Source organism: Flavobacterium sp. UM26, from assembly GCF_057922445.1.
Genome location: NZ_JBVHCY010000002.1, coordinates 283,098 through 300,707 on the forward strand (window position 1 = coordinate 283,098; position 17,610 = coordinate 300,707).

General features: G+C 35.0%; 14 protein-coding genes. 8 read left to right on the forward strand and 6 right to left on the reverse strand.

The genetic code is table 11. The features are described 5' to 3' along the window. Positions 1 to 26: 26 nt before the first annotated feature. From kdpF to ACZ1AQ_RS03610, 5 genes are all read right to left on the reverse strand, one after another. Positions 27 to 104 (reverse strand): K(+)-transporting ATPase subunit F, encoded by a 78-nt coding sequence (gene kdpF / locus ACZ1AQ_RS03590; protein WP_111410498.1) that lies wholly within the window; start codon positions 102 to 104, stop codon positions 27 to 29. A gap of 113 nt (positions 105 to 217) precedes the next feature. Continuing rightward, the gene (locus tag ACZ1AQ_RS03595) at positions 218 to 499 is read right to left on the reverse strand and encodes a DUF7674 family protein (protein ID WP_489631578.1); all 282 of its coding nucleotides are present in this window, start codon (positions 497 to 499) and stop codon (positions 218 to 220) included. Positions 500 to 694: 195 nt separating this feature from the next. Next, positions 695 to 2,035: a sigma-54-dependent transcriptional regulator gene (locus ACZ1AQ_RS03600; protein ID WP_489631737.1), complete on the reverse strand. Its 1,341-nt coding sequence runs from the start codon at positions 2,033 to 2,035 to the stop codon at positions 695 to 697. Positions 2,036 to 2,068: 33 nt separating this feature from the next. Continuing rightward, entirely contained in the window at positions 2,069 to 2,500 is a 432-nt protein-coding gene (locus ACZ1AQ_RS03605; protein WP_489631579.1) for a nuclear transport factor 2 family protein, read from the reverse strand. A gap of 2 nt (positions 2,501 to 2,502) precedes the next feature. After that, positions 2,503 to 3,006, reverse strand: coding sequence for a hypothetical protein (locus ACZ1AQ_RS03610; protein WP_489631580.1), 504 nt, complete (start codon positions 3,004 to 3,006; stop codon positions 2,503 to 2,505). 151 nt (positions 3,007 to 3,157) lie between these two features. On the opposite strand from ACZ1AQ_RS03610, the gene panB reads away from it, so the two are divergent. The 7 genes from panB (at position 3,158) to ypfJ (ending at position 12,623) form a co-directional block, all read left to right on the forward strand. Continuing rightward, positions 3,158 to 3,976 carry a 3-methyl-2-oxobutanoate hydroxymethyltransferase gene (gene panB / locus ACZ1AQ_RS03615; RefSeq protein WP_489631581.1) on the forward strand — a complete coding sequence of 273 codons (819 nt, stop codon included), beginning with the start codon at positions 3,158 to 3,160 and terminating at the stop codon, positions 3,974 to 3,976. A 6-nt stretch (positions 3,977 to 3,982) separates the two neighbouring features. Then, positions 3,983 to 4,672: an RluA family pseudouridine synthase gene (locus tag ACZ1AQ_RS03620; protein ID WP_489631582.1), complete on the forward strand. Its 690-nt coding sequence runs from the start codon at positions 3,983 to 3,985 to the stop codon at positions 4,670 to 4,672. A gap of 71 nt (positions 4,673 to 4,743) precedes the next feature. Next, the gene (locus ACZ1AQ_RS03625; RefSeq protein ID WP_489631583.1) at positions 4,744 to 6,072 is read left to right on the forward strand and encodes an aldehyde dehydrogenase; all 1,329 of its coding nucleotides are present in this window, start codon (positions 4,744 to 4,746) and stop codon (positions 6,070 to 6,072) included. Continuing rightward, the gene (locus tag ACZ1AQ_RS03630) at positions 6,063 to 6,794 is read left to right on the forward strand and encodes a nitroreductase family protein (protein ID WP_489631584.1); all 732 of its coding nucleotides are present in this window, start codon (positions 6,063 to 6,065) and stop codon (positions 6,792 to 6,794) included. The genes ACZ1AQ_RS03625 and ACZ1AQ_RS03630 overlap by 10 nt, the downstream gene beginning before the upstream one ends. A 24-nt stretch (positions 6,795 to 6,818) precedes the next feature. Beyond that, a complete protein-coding gene (locus ACZ1AQ_RS03635; RefSeq protein ID WP_489631585.1) occupies positions 6,819 to 7,571 on the forward strand; it encodes a hypothetical protein in 753 nt (250 codons plus the stop codon). A gap of 131 nt (positions 7,572 to 7,702) precedes the next feature. Then, a complete protein-coding gene (locus tag ACZ1AQ_RS03640; RefSeq protein WP_489631586.1) occupies positions 7,703 to 11,722 on the forward strand; it encodes a PAS domain S-box protein in 4,020 nt (1,339 codons plus the stop codon). A 37-nt stretch (positions 11,723 to 11,759) separates the two neighbouring features. Further along, positions 11,760 to 12,623, forward strand: a complete 864-nt coding sequence (ypfJ, locus tag ACZ1AQ_RS03645) for a KPN_02809 family neutral zinc metallopeptidase (protein WP_438060211.1) — start codon at positions 11,760 to 11,762, stop codon at positions 12,621 to 12,623. A gap of 192 nt (positions 12,624 to 12,815) precedes the next feature. Here the strand turns inward: ypfJ and ACZ1AQ_RS03650 are convergent, their stop codons facing one another. Beyond that, entirely contained in the window at positions 12,816 to 14,351 is a 1,536-nt protein-coding gene (locus tag ACZ1AQ_RS03650; protein WP_489631587.1) for a YifB family Mg chelatase-like AAA ATPase, read from the reverse strand. A 221-nt stretch (positions 14,352 to 14,572) separates the two neighbouring features. Between ACZ1AQ_RS03650 and ACZ1AQ_RS03655 the strand changes: the two genes are divergently transcribed. Next, positions 14,573 to 17,572 carry an amidohydrolase family protein gene (locus tag ACZ1AQ_RS03655; RefSeq protein WP_489631588.1) on the forward strand — a complete coding sequence of 1,000 codons (3,000 nt, stop codon included), beginning with the start codon at positions 14,573 to 14,575 and terminating at the stop codon, positions 17,570 to 17,572. The last annotated feature ends 38 nt before the right edge of the window (positions 17,573 to 17,610 follow it).

Here is a 17,610-nt window from a genome sequence, read left to right on the forward strand (position 1 = left end):
ATTATTCGTTTTTATCTTTTTCATTTTTAAAATTTTTCGGGTTTGATTAGTACATAAACCAAATAGCCAAATACGGCAAGTGCGACAATAAATAGTGCGGTCATAATTTTAGATTTTTTCAAAGAATTCGACGGATTTAAAACAAATCGCAAAGAGCAAGGCGCCTAAAGCGAGTAAAAGAATAGTGGTTATCATTTTATTAAAATTTAGATTAGATTTAAACTCCTGAAGTATTGATTTGTTTAACGTATTCCGCTTTTAACAAGGGAGGAAAAAAGTTCGCTATACTACAATGACGCAGTTCCATAAACTGAGAAATAGAAAACACATAGACATTTGTAATGGCATTTTGGGTTTCTTTCGTTCCTGAAACAATAAGAGATTCTGCCACTGAAAGGCATTTTTTAGCCCTTGAAATATTTCCTAAAATGATAGCCGTTTTGGTAATCGCTGCGAAACGTTCGGCTTGTTTGTATACATTGGTAATCTGATTTTTCATAACAATGATTTTAATGTTGTGCTGTGCTTATGCCAAAAGTTATTCCGAAAAAACAACAAACACACTAAAGCATTGTTAACAAAAGGATTGGGATGTATCGCTCAAAATAAAGCATAAAAAAAGCCTATCAAAATGATAAGCTTTTATTGAAATGATAGGATTGCATGGTAGTAACTACACTAAATAAAGGCAGTTTTACAGCTTGTATTCTTCAATCTTTCGGTACAAAGTGGCAATTCCAATTTCGAGTAATCGGGCTGCTTCCGCTTTGTTGCCTTTGGTATAAACCAATACTTTTTGAATATGTCCTTTCTCGATGGTTTGCATCGCCAAAGCCGAAGTACTTTTATTAGAATGTTCTTGCTGGTGCTGAATCTCATAAGGTAAAACGTCTTGGGTCAAGGTATCGCCATTGACCAAAATCACCGAACGTTCAATCACGTTTTTCAATTCGCGTATATTTCCAGGCCATTGGTATTCCTCTAATTTTTGGATAAAATCGGCACCAATATGTAGCTTTTTCTTATTGGTTTTTTCGGCAAACTGCGCCACAAAAAAGGAAGTTAAAACAGCGATATCTTTTACTCTCTCTCGCAATGGTGGAAGGTGAATTTCAAAAATATTCAAACGGAAATACAAATCCGAACGAAAATGATGCGCTTCACTTTCTTGTTTCAAATCACGATTGGTCGCCGCAATCAACCTGAAATTCGATTTTCTTGGAGTAGTGTCTCCCAAAGGAATGTATTCATTGGTTTCTAAAACCCGCAATAATTTGGCTTGCAACTCGAGTGGCATTTCGCCTATTTCGTCCAAAAATAGTGTCCCACCGTTGGCTTCTTCAATGAATCCTTTTTTGTCTTTTAGCGCCCCAGTAAAAGCCCCTTGTTTGTGACCGAACAACTCACTTTCTAAAATTTCTTTACCAAAAGTACTGCAATTCAACGCCACAAAGGATTTACCTACGCGCTTGCTATTTTCGTGAATGGCTTGCGCAAAAACTTCTTTCCCTGTTCCCGTTTCACCAGTTAACAAAACGGTAGAATCGGTTTGAGCTACTTTCTTGGCCAAGTCAATTACTTGTTCCAGAGCTTTGGATTTTCCAATAATCGATTCAAAAGAAAATTGTGCTCCAATACGTTGCTCTAGTTGTTGGACTTTTTTCTGTAGCTGTACTTTTTCTAGCGCTTTGTACAATAGCGGAATAATTTTGTCATTGTCATCTCCTTTGACAATATAATCAAAAGCACCGTTTTTCATAGCTTGCACACCATCGGCAATATTGCCATATGCGGTTAGCAAAATAACTTCGATTAATGGGTCTGCTTTTTTTAATTGAGGAACAAAATCGACTCCACTCCCATCGGGTAATTTGACATCGCACAGCACCACATCGATGGCATTTTGCTCTAGTTTTTTCAAACCAGATTTTAAATCACCTGCTTCAAGAACGTCAAAATTTTCAGCTTTTATGATGCGAGCAAGTAAACCACGTAGTTTTTCTTCGTCGTCTATAATTAGTATTTTTTTCAAAATAGGTAGTGAATTAAAAAAGCAAAATTACTGTATTTACTTTCGTCTTGTATCGATAATCGCTACAATTTTCCATTGGCCATTGTCTTTATATAATGTAAAAACATTGACGCCCGAATGGCTTTTTTTCCCATTGACGTAAAATTCATAAGGCGTCCAATCGATAGCCATAGCGCCATCTATATGAATGGTATGACCTAATAATCGCTCTTCAAACTGCATTGTATTGGGTATTGAAGCAATGGATTTATAAAATTTTGATGCCGTGTCTGTTGAAAATTGACTGCCTTTCGCATTCTCTGCTATAGATTGCAAACCCATTTTATCGGAACACACTTTTTGAATCGCAAGTGAATCTCTAGAATGAAATCCCTTGAAAAAAATTTCTATGGTTTGTTGTACTTCCTGATTTTGAGCCTGGGTAGTCATTCCGAACAACACCAACATTCCTACAATAAATTTTCGCATAATTAAGTCATTAATAAGGTTAGAAAAACAAAAGAATCTCCCATATTTTCTTGGGCAATAGGCAAAAATGAATACCAAAGTAAAAAATCGAAAAGATAATCTATGTCACCATTAGAATGTATAGCAACTTTGCATTGATGATTTTCTACTTTCAGACCATACGTCAAGAGTTCGTTTTGATTTTTATCAAAAATAACATATTCTGCCAAAGGATTGTTCCTAATTTTCAATCTAAATTTTTGCCCTTTATATTCCAAAATAGAAGAGTTGGCATACCACTTTTCGGTGTACGAACCCAAAACTATCGCCTCGTTTTCATCTTTTACAGTAATCGACGAGCTCCAAAAGCCGTTATACTCTAGTGTGTATTTTTTGTCTTCGATTTCAAAAAAAGCTTTTCTTTCAAAATTGGCATAGCTAATAGTAAGATTTCCAATGACTTTGCCCGCAACTTCAAAAGAGTACTTTAGTTCCTCCTGTTTTATCCATTTTTTATCTAGTTTCATAGCGCTCAAATTTTAGATACAATTACATTTTAATCAATCGGTTAGTAATTAAAAAACACCGAACGTTACAAGAAAAAATATAAAAAGAAGATAGTGCTGAGAAACCTACACAATTTTAGTACTTTTGCACCCAAAATTAAACACACAAGGTATGTCAGTAGCCAAAAAAGATTACAAAAGAATTACGACCAAATCCTTAATAGAGATGAAAGCCAATGGCGAAAAAATCTCAATGCTTACGGCTTATGATTACACTATGGCCAAAATAGTTGATACCGCTGGTATCGATGTTATTTTAGTAGGCGACTCTGCTTCCAATGTGATGGCAGGTCACGAAACCACTTTGCCTATTACTCTAGACCAAATGATTTATCACGCTTCTTCTGTTGTTAGAGCAGTAGAACGAGCTTTGGTTGTAGTTGATTTACCATTTGGTAGCTACCAATCCGACCCAAAAGAAGCCTTACGTTCTTCTATCCGAATTATGAAAGAAAGTGGCGGACACGCTGTAAAATTAGAAGGAGGAAAAGAAATAAAAGAATCGATTAAGAAAATATTGAATGCTGGTATTCCTGTAATGGGACACTTGGGTTTAACTCCACAATCCATCTATAAATTTGGAACTTATACAGTAAGAGCCAAAGAAGAAGCTGAAGCTGAAAAATTAATCGAAGATGCTCAAATGCTTGAAAAATTAGGCTGTTTTGCTTTGGTACTTGAAAAAATACCCGCACACCTAGCTGAAAAAGTAGCCAAAAGTATTGCTATTCCTGTCATTGGGATTGGTGCTGGTGGTGGTGTTGACGGACAAGTATTGGTCATTCACGATATGCTGGGAATGAACAACGAATTCAGCCCTAGATTCTTACGTCGTTATTTGAATTTATATGAGCAAATGACTACTGCAATTAGTCGCTATGTAAACGATGTAAAATCGCAAGATTTCCCTAACGCAAACGAACAGTACTAAATCCAAATGAAAATTATCTCTACCAAAAACAATCTTCAAATCCTTCACGAAGACAATCATTTGATTGTAGTGAACAAACGAGTGGGCGATTTGGTTCAAGGAGATAAAACAGGCGACAAACCGCTTTCGGAAGTAGTCAAAGAATACCTTAAAGAAAAATACAACAAACCAGGAGAAGTTTTTCTAGGTATTGTGCATCGGTTAGACAGACCTACTACGGGAATTGTAGTTTTTGCTAGAACCAGCAAAGCGTTGACCCGAATGAATGAACTGTTTAGCAACCGAGAGACAAAAAAAACCTATTGGGCTGTGGTTAAAAACAAACCCGAAAAACCGCAAGCCCAATTGGTTCATTACCTCAAAAGAAACGAAAAAAACAACACTTCGAAAGCACATAGCAAAGAAGTTCCTGATAGCAAATTGGCCAGTTTGGACTATACCATTATCAAAGAACTTACCAACTATTTCGCTTTAGAAATCAATCTACACACTGGAAGACATCATCAAATTAGAGCGCAATTAGCCGCTATTGGCTGTCCGATCAAAGGCGATTTGAAATATGGTTTTGACCGAAGCAATCCTGATGGAGGCATTCATTTGCACGCGCGACAATTAGTTTTTGTACATCCAGTTTCAAAGGAACCACTATCTATTATAGCGCCAGTTCCAGAGGATGTTATTTGGAAAGCCATTTGATTTTAATAAAAAAAATTCTTTTTTTAGTTTTTAAAAATTAACTTGCATTACCTAATTTCATCGTAATAGAAATGAATTACAAAACTAGTTTAGCTTTTAGAAAAGAAACCTTAGTAAAGCTCCTCAATGCCATTGTCTTGCTAGAAGACGAAATCGTAGACGCATTGTATAAAGATTTCAAAAAACCCGCTTTTGAAGCCGTATTGACCGAAACGAATTATGTCATTACTGAACTAAAAGACACTATAAAAAATCTCAATAAATGGGCTAAACCGGAAAGGATATGGCCTTCTATTTTAAATTTTCCTTCAACGGATTACATTTTAAGAGAGCCCTACGGAAAAGTTTTAATTATTGCTCCTTGGAACTATCCCTTTCAGTTGGCTCTTTGTCCATTAGTAGCAGCAGTAGCCGCAGGAAATCAGGTCGTTCTAAAACCCTCAGAACTAACACCAAATACAGCTGCAATAATTGAAAAAATAATTGAAAAAGTTTTTCACGTAAGTCACGTAAAAATAGAGAATGGTGGCGTAGATGTCGCACAAAAACTCTTGTCACAACGATGGGATTATATCTTTTTTACTGGAAGTGTACCTGTAGGCAAGGTAGTAGCCAAAGCTGCCGCAGAACATTTAACACCAGTAACACTAGAACTAGGCGGAAAAAATCCATGTATTATTGATGAAACTGCCAATTTAAAGCTTGCTGCAAGGCGAATTGTTTGGGGTAAATTCATCAATGCAGGACAAACTTGTATTGCTCCCGATTATATCCTGATACAAAAAGACATGAAGAGTCATTTTGTAGATTACATGAAAGTAGAATTGCAAAAAGCTTACGGAGAAGATCCAAAAAAATCACCCGATTTTGCTCGAATTGTAAATGAAAAAAACTGGCTTCGATTGGTGAACATGATCGAACCACAAAAAGTTCTTATTGGTGGAGAATCAGACATTGAAGATTGTTACATTGCTCCTACCCTCATCGAAGAAACTACATTGGATAGTTTGGTCATGCAAGATGAAATATTTGGTCCATTACTTCCGCTATTAACCTATGACAATCCCAAAGAAATTGAGGCGATTATTGCAAAATATGAAAAACCTCTAGCACTGTATGTCTTTAGTGAAGACAAATCATTTGGAAAAGAAATTATGAAAAAATATTCATTTGGTGGCGGATGTATCAATGATACCGTGGTACATTTTTCTAACCAAAGACTTCCTTTCGGTGGTGTGGGGCACAGCGGAATAGGAGCCTATCATGGAAGATTAAGTTTTGATGTTTTTTCACATAAAAAAGGAATTGTCAAAAAAGCGAATTGGCTAGATTTACCCATGCGTTACGCCCCTTACAAAGACAAATTACAATCTATAAAAAAACTATTACAATGGCTTTAGAAAAAACAGTAAGTGAGGCAATTCACTACCGTAGATCAGTTCGCGTTTTTAAAAAAGAAGCTATTGATGAAGAAAAAGTTAAGCAATGTATTGCTCAAGCTACTTTAGCTCCCACAAGCAGTAACATGCAACTATGGGAGTTTTATCATGTTGTAAATCCCGAAAAAATACAGGAAATAGCCAAAGCAAGTTTTGACCAAAATGCAGCAAAAACAGCCAATCAATTGGTAATTGTTGTAGCGCGAAAAGATTTATGGCGAAAAAGAAAAGAAGCCAATATCTCCTTTTTAAAAACACAATTCGGTAATAAAAAAGAATCTGAGTACTCCAAAAGAGAAAAATTTGCTTTGAACTACTATCAAAAAATTATCCCGACCATTTATACAGATTTTTGGGGTATTCTTGGTCGTATAAAATATGTAGCTTTTCAGTGTATTGGTATATTTCAACCCATTTACAGACAAGCAAGACAAAGCGATATGCGAATCGTAGCACACAAAAGCGCCGCGCTTGCAGCTCAAAACTTTATGATTAGTATGGCGGCCATTAACTATGACACTTGTCCTATGGAAGGATTTGACTCTTTGCGTGTAAAACAAAGCTTAGGATTACCAAATAGCAGTGAGATTAATATGATTATTGGTTGTGGAATTCGTGATGAAAACGGTATATACGGAGAACGTTTTAGAGTGCCCTTAGAACAAATCTATTTTAAACTATAAATAATCAACATAAAAACTAAAATTATGCTTACCCATAAACCAACTGAACCTAATAAATATAACAACACCTTAGATTTCGAAACCGTTTTGAATCATTCTTTTACCAATTATAAAAAAATAGCTTTGTATGCTGGATTAGCGCTTTTCGTTTTTCTCTTTTTCTTTGTTATTTTTTTTAGTGCAGTATCTATAAGCCTAATTGGTGAAGAAAATATCAACGAAAGAGCCATTCAAAATTTTCAGAAATTATTAATGACCAAGCCTTATATTTGGTACTATACAGGATTTTCAGTTCTTATATCCTGCCTATTGAGTCCATTTATGGCTGGTTTTTACAAAATGGCCGATGCTGCTGAAAAAGACATCTCTTTTGGTGTGTCTGGTTTATTTTCAGTATACAGTTCTCCTCAATTTATACCTGTATTTTCCGTGACCTTTCTCATAAGCTTAGCAACAAATGGTTTAAGTCTCGTTTTTGAGGAAATCGGACTTTCATTTGTTGGAATAATGTTTACAATCATTATTAGTTTCTTCACCATATTGACAATTCCATTAATTGTTTTAGGAAATTGTTCTACCATCGAATCCATAAAAACAAGTACAGCAATCGTAGCCAAACAACCCATCGTAATTTTAATGTTACTAATTATTGCCATTCTGGGCGCTTGCCTCGGCGTATTTGCTTTTTGTATTGGAGCATTTTTCACCTATCCCTTTTTAATTTCGGTTATTTACACTATTTACAATCAACTTATTGATTCTGAAAAAACTGAGTAATAATTAAAAAAAATATTTTTAAACATATTTTTAACTATTTTAGTAAACATATATGGCATAATATCCTATTTTTAGCATCTTTTTTTTAGGCAAAAACAAAGTACCACAACCCCAAAACCAAAGTGATAGCATTGTATACCAACACTTTATATACTATCATACAAAAACTAACCTTCAACAGTTGGTCTTTATTGCTATGGGGAAGAGACGTGCAATCTATATTGAATTCTATCAATCATTCAGATTTTCAGTTATTAGTATTTATTTTTTTTCTGATACTACTTCTATGTATCTATTTCTCCTATAGAAAGATTAATAACAACAGTGATTTACGCGCTAACGATTTATTAAAATCAGAGTTTCAGTTGTATTTACTACTTTTCGGCACCTTCGTGATTGCCTTAGAGTTATTTTTTGACTACTTCCAAATCCGCCCAAAAAGCTTACTATATCAAAATACAGCAGTAGCTTTAATCATACTACTTACCTACTTTTTTTCAAAAAAAATCCCCTATTTCTATAAAAATAGTAAAACCGTTTTCATTGCAATTTTTATCTTTTATTTCATCTATGTAACTAAAAATGTTATTGAACATCGAACCGATTTTATTCCAAAAGTTGCTTATACCATACTGTTTTTTTTATCATTTGACATTTTAAAAAACACCAAACTCTACACGTATTTTGTTGGTATAACAATAATTACATTGAGTATATGTACTTTCTCAGAAATAATTCCAAAAATAGCAGGTATAAATTTGTTGAGTAACTCATTTATAGTAATAACGGTAAACTTTATCAGAAAAAAAATAGATAATGCACAATCCAAAGAGAGCAATTTCATCAAAGAAATCATCAACAAAGGAAACTCACTTACCATAGCTTGTAATCATAATGGCGAATTGATTTATTGTAGTGAAACTATTGCCTCAATTCTAGGCTATACTCATGAAGAGGTAATGGGTTACGAATTTTGGAGATTAACAGAAGATCCCGATTTTATTGGATTGCCCTATCACGATGTATTTGTTGATGGTCAAATTTATATTCGAAAATTAAAATGCAAAGATGGCTCATACAAGTTCATACAATGGACGGACAAAAAGTTTGCAGATAACATCATAGTAGGCATCGGACAAGATGTAACAGAACAAAGAAACTTAAACAACAAATACAAAGACATCATTCAAAATGCGAATGATTTAATTTTTGAAGCAAGTCCAAGAGGAAACTTCACTTTTATCAATGATTTTTCGGTAAAAACTCTGCAATACGATAAAGATGAACTTTTAGGGAAAAATTTCATTTCAATAATTCGCGATGATTATTTTGAAGAAATCAAAACGCTTTTTATTAGAAATACAGATTACCCATTGGTTGAATTTCCAATCAAGACCAAATTTGACGAAAGTATTTGGATTTCTCTTAAAGTAATTGTTAGAAAAGATGAAAACGGTCAAATTATAGGCTATTCTGGAATTGGCCGTGATATTACCAAACTAAAAACCAATGAAATAAAAAACAACAGAAGACAACAAAAGATTGAGCTATATAACTCGACCATAAAGAATTTATTCACCATTAATTTTAGAGACTTTGAACATATTGACAGTATCATAAAACTAATCATTGAAAATGCAGCAACTATTTCAAAGTGTGACCGAGTAAGTTATTGGAAATACAGAGAAAAAACCATCATTTGTGAATGCATTTATTTTCTTAACTCCAATTCTTTTGGAAAAAAAATTATTCTAAAAAAAGAAGATTACCCAATACACACACAAAAGATAAAGCAAGGCATTCAATTATACAAAAATGATATCAATACAAATATTGAAAACAACGAGTTTTACGAATCGTACTATCGAGTATATAACATTAAATCTGCAATAGACACGCCCATTCTTCTCAATGGTGAATTACTTGGTGTGCTCTCGTTTGAAACCACCACTTCGCAACGAAATTGGGATCAGGAAGACCTTACTTTTGCCAGAACAATAGCCGATATACTCTCGCTTGCTATCGCAACACAAAAACAATTTGAAGCCGAAAAAAAATTGCAAAAGAAAAGCGATCTTCTTGCAGAAATGTCACTTTGTACCGAAAAATTCTTATTAAGCAAAAGCTTAAACGAAATGTTTACGGATACATTTGAAATCATGGGAAATGCTACACAAGTAGATCATTTGTTTTATTATGAAAAAGACAACAACACACAATTGATCAGTCAAAAATTCAAATGGGCCAGAAAAGGCGTTCCCTTACAAATAACCAAATTACAAGAATTTACAGAAGAACATTTAGACGAAATTGTTAGTAAAGCTAACAAGAAAAAAATATTCAAAAACAAAACAAGTAAACTAAAAAATTCCTTTCTAAAACGATTACTCATTGCCAACGAAATCAAATCTATTTTGATTGTACCAATTTATTACAATGACGAATTCAGCGGGTTCATTGGAATGGATGATTGTACTTTTGAAAGAAACTGGTCCAAAGAAGAAAGTTTTATCCTAAAAACATTGGCTAGTAATATTTCTTATGCATTAGAGCGTGATAAAAACGAAAAGCTAATTCACAAAAGCGAGGAAAAATTTAAACTCATCGCTAATAATATTCCGGGAACAGTTTATCTCTCAAAGTTTGATGAATATGCCTCCAAAGTATATTTGAACGATTCCATACAAAAACTAACAGGCTATTCAAAAACTGATTTTTTAAACCAAAAAATCTCTTTAATCGATTTGCTACATCCTGAAGATAAAGATCTTGTTATTGAACAACAAAACCGAAATTTCAACAGTGGCAAACCCTATCATGATAGGTACAGAATAAAGAAAAAATCAGGGCAATATGTGTGGATTGAAGAGTTTAGCGATGCTATTAAAAAAGACAATACTATAGAATACATTGGTGGAATTTTATTTGATATTACTAATCAAATCGAAACAGAAGCCATACTCAAAGAAAAAGAATTGGCTGAGGCTGCTAATAAAGCCAAATCTGATTTCTTGGCCAATATGAGTCACGAAATCAGAACTCCACTAAATGGAATAATAGGATTCACAGATTTACTGATGAAAACCCACCTCAATCGCACACAAGAAAAATACATGACGACGATTAACCAATCGGCACTCTCACTACTTGACATCATCAACGATATCTTGGATTTTTCAAAAATTGAAGCTGGCAAACTTGATCTTTTTATTGAAAAACAAGAATTAGTAGACATTTTAAATCAAACCATAGATCTAATATTTTACGAATCAAGTCAAAAAAAATTAGATTTATTCCTAAAAATTGCTCCAGAAGTACCCAAATTTGTATGGGTAGATGCCGTTCGACTAAAACAAATTCTAATTAATCTTTTGGCCAATGCCGTAAAATTTACAGAAAAAGGAAGCATCACGCTTGAGGTTCATGTAATGTCCAAAAATAGTGACTCACAACAAACCCTTCGTTTTGCGATTATTGATACTGGTATTGGAATTCTAGAAAAAAATAAGAAAAAAATATTCTATGCCTTCTCACAAGAAGACAGCTCAACCTCCAAAAAATTCGGAGGAACAGGACTTGGACTCACTATTTCGAATCAGTTGTTGAGTTTAATGAATAGTAAACTTCAATTAGAAAGCCAAATCAACAAAGGAAGTACTTTTTACTTTGATATAGATTTAGAAACTTCTAACGAAATTGCTTCTTCTGAAACTGAAACCAATACCAAATCTCAACTCCTTACAAATACCTCAAACAAAGTAAAACACGAGTTTCCTAATCTCAAGATAATGATTGTCGAAGACAACAAAATCAACATGTTGTTGCTCAAAACAATCATCAAAAACCTATTTCAAGATGTAGAAATCTTTGAATTCCTAAATGGAAAAGAAGCCATTGAACAATTTGAATTCCTAAAGCCAACACTTGTATTTATGGACATTCAAATGCCAATCATGAATGGATACGAAACCACAAAAGCTATTAGAAATCTAACAAATGGAAAAAATACACCCATTATAGCCATTACTGCGGGAACTGAAAAAGAAGAACGCAAAAAATGTCTAAAGGTAGGAATGAATGATTACATCCCAAAACCTATCATAAAAGGAGTTATTGAAGAAGTAATCTTGAAATGGATTAAAAAAAATTAACTAACTTTATTCCTAAACAAATAAAAATCAACACACTATGAAATGGCAAGGTAGAAGACAAAGTGATAACGTAGAGGATCGCCGTGGCATGTCTACTGGTGGAAAATCAATCTTAGGAGGTGGAATTATCGGTATAATCATTTTACTAGTCAATATTTTTGGTGGCGAGAATGCTCAGATGATAACTCCTGTTTTAGAGCAATTCAATAACCAATCACAAAGTGCTCCCACAGAGCAAAGAGCATTAACGCCAAGTGAACTAGAAGAAGGAAAATTTGTAAAAACTATTGTAGCTGATAATGAAGAAGTTTGGAACAAAATTTTTCAAGAAAACAACCTAAGGTTCGAACCTGCACGATTAGTACTCTTTAGTGGGCAAGTTAATACCGCTTGTGGTGGAGCCAGCTCAGCCTCTGGACCTTTTTATTGCCCCGGCGACAAAAAAATCTATATGGACATGTCATTTTTCGAAGAATTAAGAACCAAATTTGGTGCACAAGGTGGCGACTTTGCTGTGGCTTATGTTATAGGCCATGAATACGGGCACCACATTCAGAATCTTTTAGGGACTTCAACTAAAATGCGGCAACTCCAACAAGGAAAAAGCGAAGCCGAAGCCAACAAACTCTCTGTCGCTCTAGAACTTCAAGCCGATTTCTATGCTGGTCTTTGGACACATTATAACGAAAAACAAAACGCAGTGCTAGAACCCGGGGATATAGAAGAAGCACTAAGTGCCGCAAATGCTGTTGGTGACGATGCCATCCAAAAGAAAATGCAAGGGCAAGTCATACCCGATTCCTTTACTCACGGCACCTCTGAGCAACGTATGTATTGGTTTCAAAAAGGATTGCAATCCGGAGACATCAAGCAAGGCAATACCTTCAATTACATTCAGTAACACATAAAAAATCAAAAAGAGCTATTTATTCAATAAGTAGCTCTTTTTTTGAAGCGGCATCAATAGGCATTCTTGTAAAGAGGGTACCCGCTCTCCGCTGTAATCTTTGCTGCCGAACACCGGCAACAAAGGATTTCCTCTACGATCGGGACTAAAAGAAAACAATTTACCTTATCAGTAATCATTCAAAAATTACCCCAACCAACCTTCTCTATCCAAACTTCGATACTGTATAGCTTCGGCTATATGCGAGGACATTACATTAGGAGATGCTTCAAGGTCAGCGATAGTCCTAGAAACTTTCAAAATACGATCATAAGCTCTAGCCGAGAGATTTAAGCGCTCCATAGCCGTTTTCAACAACTCTTTTGAAGTAGCATCCAAAGCACAAAACTCTCGAATATGCTTCGTGTTCATTTGAGCATTGTAATGAATATGCTCTAACGATGCAAAACGTTGACTTTGCAATTCTCTGGCAGCTGTTACACGTTTTCGTATATCCACACTACTTTCTGCTTTTCGATCATCCGACAATTTCTCAAAAGGCACCGGAGTTACTTCTATATGAATATCAATTCTATCCAAAAGCGGTCCCGAAATCTTACTCAAATAGCGTTGCATTTCGTGTGGAGAAGACGTTTGTGGTGCACTAGGATCATTAAAAAACCCACTTGGACTCGGATTCATACTCGCTACCAACATAAACGAGGAAGGATAAGTCACCGTAAACTTCGCTCTAGAAATGGTTACTTCTCTATCTTCCAAAGGTTGTCGCATCACTTCCAAAACATCTCGCTTAAACTCTGGTAATTCATCCAAAAACAACACCCCATTATGCGCCATCGAAATCTCTCCCGGCTGAGGATAACTGCCCCCACCTACCAAAGCCACATTAGAAATAGTATGATGAGGACTCCTAAAAGGCCTTTGGTTCATCAATCCTACTTCTTTCAATTTCCCTGCAACACTATGAATTTTGGTAGTTTCAAGAGCTTCGCGTAAAGTCATCGGAGGCAAAATACTAGGTAAGCGTTTCGCTAGCATTGTTTTTCCCGCACCTGGAGGTCCAATCAAAATAATATTATGTCCACCCGCAGCAGCGATTTCCATACAACGCTTAATACTCTCTTGCCCCTTCACATCCGAAAAATCAAATTCGGGAAAATCTAAGGTTTTATAAAACTCTGCTCTTGTATCAATTCTAGTGGGTTCAAGCGTTCCTTTTCCTTCCAAAAAATCAATAACTTCTTGAACATTTTCAACACCATACACATCCAATCCAGCAACTATAGCGGCTTCTTTTACATTTTGCTTTGGCAGAAAAAAACCTTTAAATCCTTCTTCTTTGGCTTTTATAGCAATGGGTAAGGCACCTTTTATGGGTTGTAAACTTCCATCCAAAGACAATTCACCCATTATAATGTATTCATCTAAAACTGCCGTCGATATCTGCGAGGAAGCTACTAAAATACCCACTGCCAAGGTCAAATCATAAGCTGAACCTTCTTTTCGTAAATCGGCAGGAGCCATATTGATGGTAATCTTTTTTCCGGGCAAGGCATACCCATTATTTTTGAGCGCTGCCGCAATGCGATAACTACTTTCTTTGATCGCATTATCTGGCAAACCCACCAAATGATATCCTACCCCATTATCAATATTAACTTCTACTGTAATAGTGGTAGCTTCCACCCCAAATACAGCACTTCCAAAAACTTTAACGAGCATATAAATAATCTTTTAAATAAAAGTAAAATAATTCGTAAAACTATAACAGTATTCAACTTGTTAAATTTAAAAAGTATTCTCAAAAACTTAAAAAAAATAATTACAAAAAAATAAAATTTTAGCAAAAAATAATCCCCCATACTAAAACCAACGTTAAAATCAACATTGCAATACAAAGTGTGATTAATTTTAGTATTTTTAAAAAAATTAACTAACCCATTATGAAAAAACTTCTAATCCTACTCTTTTTTAGTGTTTTTATAGCGAAAACACAAGCACAAGAGTACTTTCCGAATAACGAAAGTATTCCAAACAAAAACAACTATTACACTGCATTTACCAACGCAAAAATCTACATCACCCCTACTCAAATCATTGAAAAAGGGACTTTACTCATTCAAAATGGCAAAGTAGTAGCATCTGGTACTACAGTAGCTATTCCTAAAAATGCCATGATCATAGATGCAGAAGGAAAATCAATTTACCCTTCATTTATTGATATGTATACAAGTTTTGGTGCCGAAAAACCCAAAAGAGCGGCATCGGCAGAAAGAGGCTCTTCCTATGATACCAAACGCACAGGCTATTATTGGAACGAAAACATTCGCTCAGAAATCAATGCTTACGAAACTTTTGCTTATGACGAGACTAAAGCAGAGGAATTATTAAAAGCCGGATTTGGAGTAGTAGGTACTCATATTCAAGATGGAATTGCCAGAGGAACTGGAGCCATAGTTGCTTTGAATAACAGCGATAAAACGAATCGTATCTTGAGTAACAAAGCTACTCAACACTTCGGCTTTACTCGTAGTGTAACCACTAATCAGTCCTACCCTTCTTCTTTGATGGGTATGATGGCTTTGCTTCGTCAAATGTATCACGACAAAGAATGGTATAAAAACGGTAACGCCTCAAACAAAGACTTATCTTTAGAAGCTTTGATTGCTAACGAAAAACTGGTTCAAATTTTTGCAGCAGAAGACAAACTGAATAGTTTAAGAGCCTCAAAAATCGCAAAAGAATTTGGATTGAATTACATCCTAAAAGGAGCTGGAAACGAATTTGAGCGCATTCAAGAAATTAAAAAAACAAATGCTAGTTTTATCATCCCAATTAACTTCCCAGAAGCTTACGATGTTTCAAATCCGTTCAATGCCAACCAAATGGAATTGGCCGACTTACGCTTTTGGAATCAAGCACCAAGTAACCTAAAAGTTCTAGCTGAAAACGGCATTACATTCGCTTTAACTACAGACAAATTAAAAAAAGTAGAAGACTTTAGAGGAAATTTATTAAAAGCCATTCAATTTGGTTTTGATCCAACCAAAGCACTAGAAGCATTAACTACAGTACCCGCAGCTCTACTTGGAAAAAGCAATGAAATTGGAAGCTTAAAAACAGGAAGTTATGCCAATTTCATCATTACTTCAGGTGCTATTTTTGACAAAAAAACCATCGTTTTCGAAAACTGGGTACAAGGCAATAAGTATGTAATTAACGATTGGACCGTAAAAGACATTCGAGGAGAATATGATTTGACCGTTAGCAACGAAACGTACAAATTAAAAATTGAAGGAGAAGTTGCTAAACCAAAATCAGATATTACTACTTCTGATAAAAAGAAAGTAAAATCAAATATAAGCTATGCTAATCAATGGGTTACCCTACTAATCAAACCTAATGATGATACAAAAACAAGTTTCACAAGATTGAATGGTTTGGTAGACAATACAGAAAACCTTTCAGGTAAAGCTATTTTAAACAATGGATCAGAAGTGACTTGGTACGCTAAGAAAACGGCACCATTCAAAATTGCAAAAGACTCAAGCGCCGTTGAAAAGCCATTCGCTGTTCAGCCTGTTACCTACCCTAACATCGCTTACGGAAATACTGAATTACCAAAAGCTCAAACACTATTATTCAAAAATGCAACCGTTTGGACCAACGAAAAAGAAGGAATTTTGGAACAAACCGATGTCTTGATCAAAAACGGAAAAATTGCTGCTATCGGAAAAAACCTTTCTGATGGTGGAGCTACTATAATTGATGCCAAAGGAAAACATTTAACCAGCGGTATCATTGACGAGCATTCTCACATTGCTATTTCAAATGGTGTAAATGAAGGCGGACACAACTCTAGTGCCGAGGTAACTATCGAAGACGTAGTTAACTCCGAAGACATCAATATTTACAGAGATTTAGCGGGAGGTGTTACTACATCACAATTACTTCACGGTTCTGCTAATCCAATCGGTGGACGTTCTGCTATAGTAAAATGGAAATGGGGAATGGAACCAGAAGAATTGTTATACAAAAACCAACCCAAATTCATCAAGTTTGCCTTAGGTGAAAACGTAAAACAATCTAATTGGGGCAATGTAAATCCAACACGTTTTCCACAAACTCGTATGGGAGTAGAACAAGTATTTACAGATTACTTTCAAAGAGCTAAAGAATATGACTTAGCTTGGAAAAAATTCAATGCAAGCGGAAAAAAAGACAAAGCAAAAGCACCAAGAACCGATTTGGAATTACAGACTTTAGCAGAAATTTTGAACAACAAACGATTCATAACTTGTCATTCATACGTACAATCGGAAATCTTAATGTTATTAAATGTAGCAGACAAAATGGGTTTCAAAGTAAATACGTACACCCACATTCTTGAAGGATACAAAGTGGCTGACAAAATGAAAGAGCACGGTGTTGGAGCCTCAACTTTCTCTGACTGGTGGGCTTATAAATTCGAAGTAAACGATGCTATTCCACAAAACGGGCCAATCATGCACAACCACGGATTAGTAGTAGCCTACAATTCAGATGATGCCGAAATGTCAAGAAGATTGAACCAAGAAGCTGCAAAAGCGGTGAAATATGGTAATATCTCCGAAGAAGAAGCTTGGAAATTCGTGACTTTAAATCCTGCAAAATTATTACACATTGACGACAAAGTAGGAAGTATTAAAGTAGGAAAAGATGCCGATGTAGTACTTTGGAACAACAATCCTTTGTCTATTTATGCTAAAGCAGAAAAAACGTTAATCGAAGGTGTGGTTTATTTTGATAGCCAAGTTGACGAAGTTAAGAGAGCTGCAAATGCTAAAGAAAGAGCCGAATTAATTGGTCAGTTATTGTTAGAAAAAAACAAAGGGATGGCCACACAAGCTCCTAAAAAATCAATCAAACCAGAGTACGAATGCGATACTATGGAAGAATTGTAATTCAATTTAGTATGCACTACAAACACCAAATTTTAAAG

What these genes read in the sequence shown, in the direction of transcription:
- kdpF (WP_111410498.1), bottom strand. Translation starts at nt 104, where the DNA reads ATGACCGCACTATTTATTGTCGCACTTGCCGTATTTGGCTATTTGGTT.
- ACZ1AQ_RS03595 (WP_489631578.1), bottom strand. Translation starts at nt 499, where the DNA reads ATGAAAAATCAGATTACCAATGTATACAAACAAGCCGAACGTTTCGCA.
- ACZ1AQ_RS03605 (WP_489631579.1), bottom strand. Translation starts at nt 2,500, where the DNA reads ATGCGAAAATTTATTGTAGGAATGTTGGTGTTGTTCGGAATGACTACC.
- ACZ1AQ_RS03610 (WP_489631580.1), bottom strand. Translation starts at nt 3,006, where the DNA reads ATGAAACTAGATAAAAAATGGATAAAACAGGAGGAACTAAAGTACTCT.
- panB (WP_489631581.1), top strand. Translation starts at nt 3,158, where the DNA reads ATGTCAGTAGCCAAAAAAGATTACAAAAGAATTACGACCAAATCCTTA.
- ACZ1AQ_RS03620 (WP_489631582.1), top strand. Translation starts at nt 3,983, where the DNA reads ATGAAAATTATCTCTACCAAAAACAATCTTCAAATCCTTCACGAAGAC.
- ACZ1AQ_RS03625 (WP_489631583.1), top strand. Translation starts at nt 4,744, where the DNA reads ATGAATTACAAAACTAGTTTAGCTTTTAGAAAAGAAACCTTAGTAAAG.
- ACZ1AQ_RS03630 (WP_489631584.1), top strand. Translation starts at nt 6,063, where the DNA reads ATGGCTTTAGAAAAAACAGTAAGTGAGGCAATTCACTACCGTAGATCA.
- ACZ1AQ_RS03635 (WP_489631585.1), top strand. Translation starts at nt 6,819, where the DNA reads ATGCTTACCCATAAACCAACTGAACCTAATAAATATAACAACACCTTA.
- ypfJ (WP_438060211.1), top strand. Translation starts at nt 11,760, where the DNA reads ATGAAATGGCAAGGTAGAAGACAAAGTGATAACGTAGAGGATCGCCGT.
- ACZ1AQ_RS03650 (WP_489631587.1), bottom strand. Translation starts at nt 14,351, where the DNA reads ATGCTCGTTAAAGTTTTTGGAAGTGCTGTATTTGGGGTGGAAGCTACC.
- ACZ1AQ_RS03655 (WP_489631588.1), top strand. Translation starts at nt 14,573, where the DNA reads ATGAAAAAACTTCTAATCCTACTCTTTTTTAGTGTTTTTATAGCGAAA.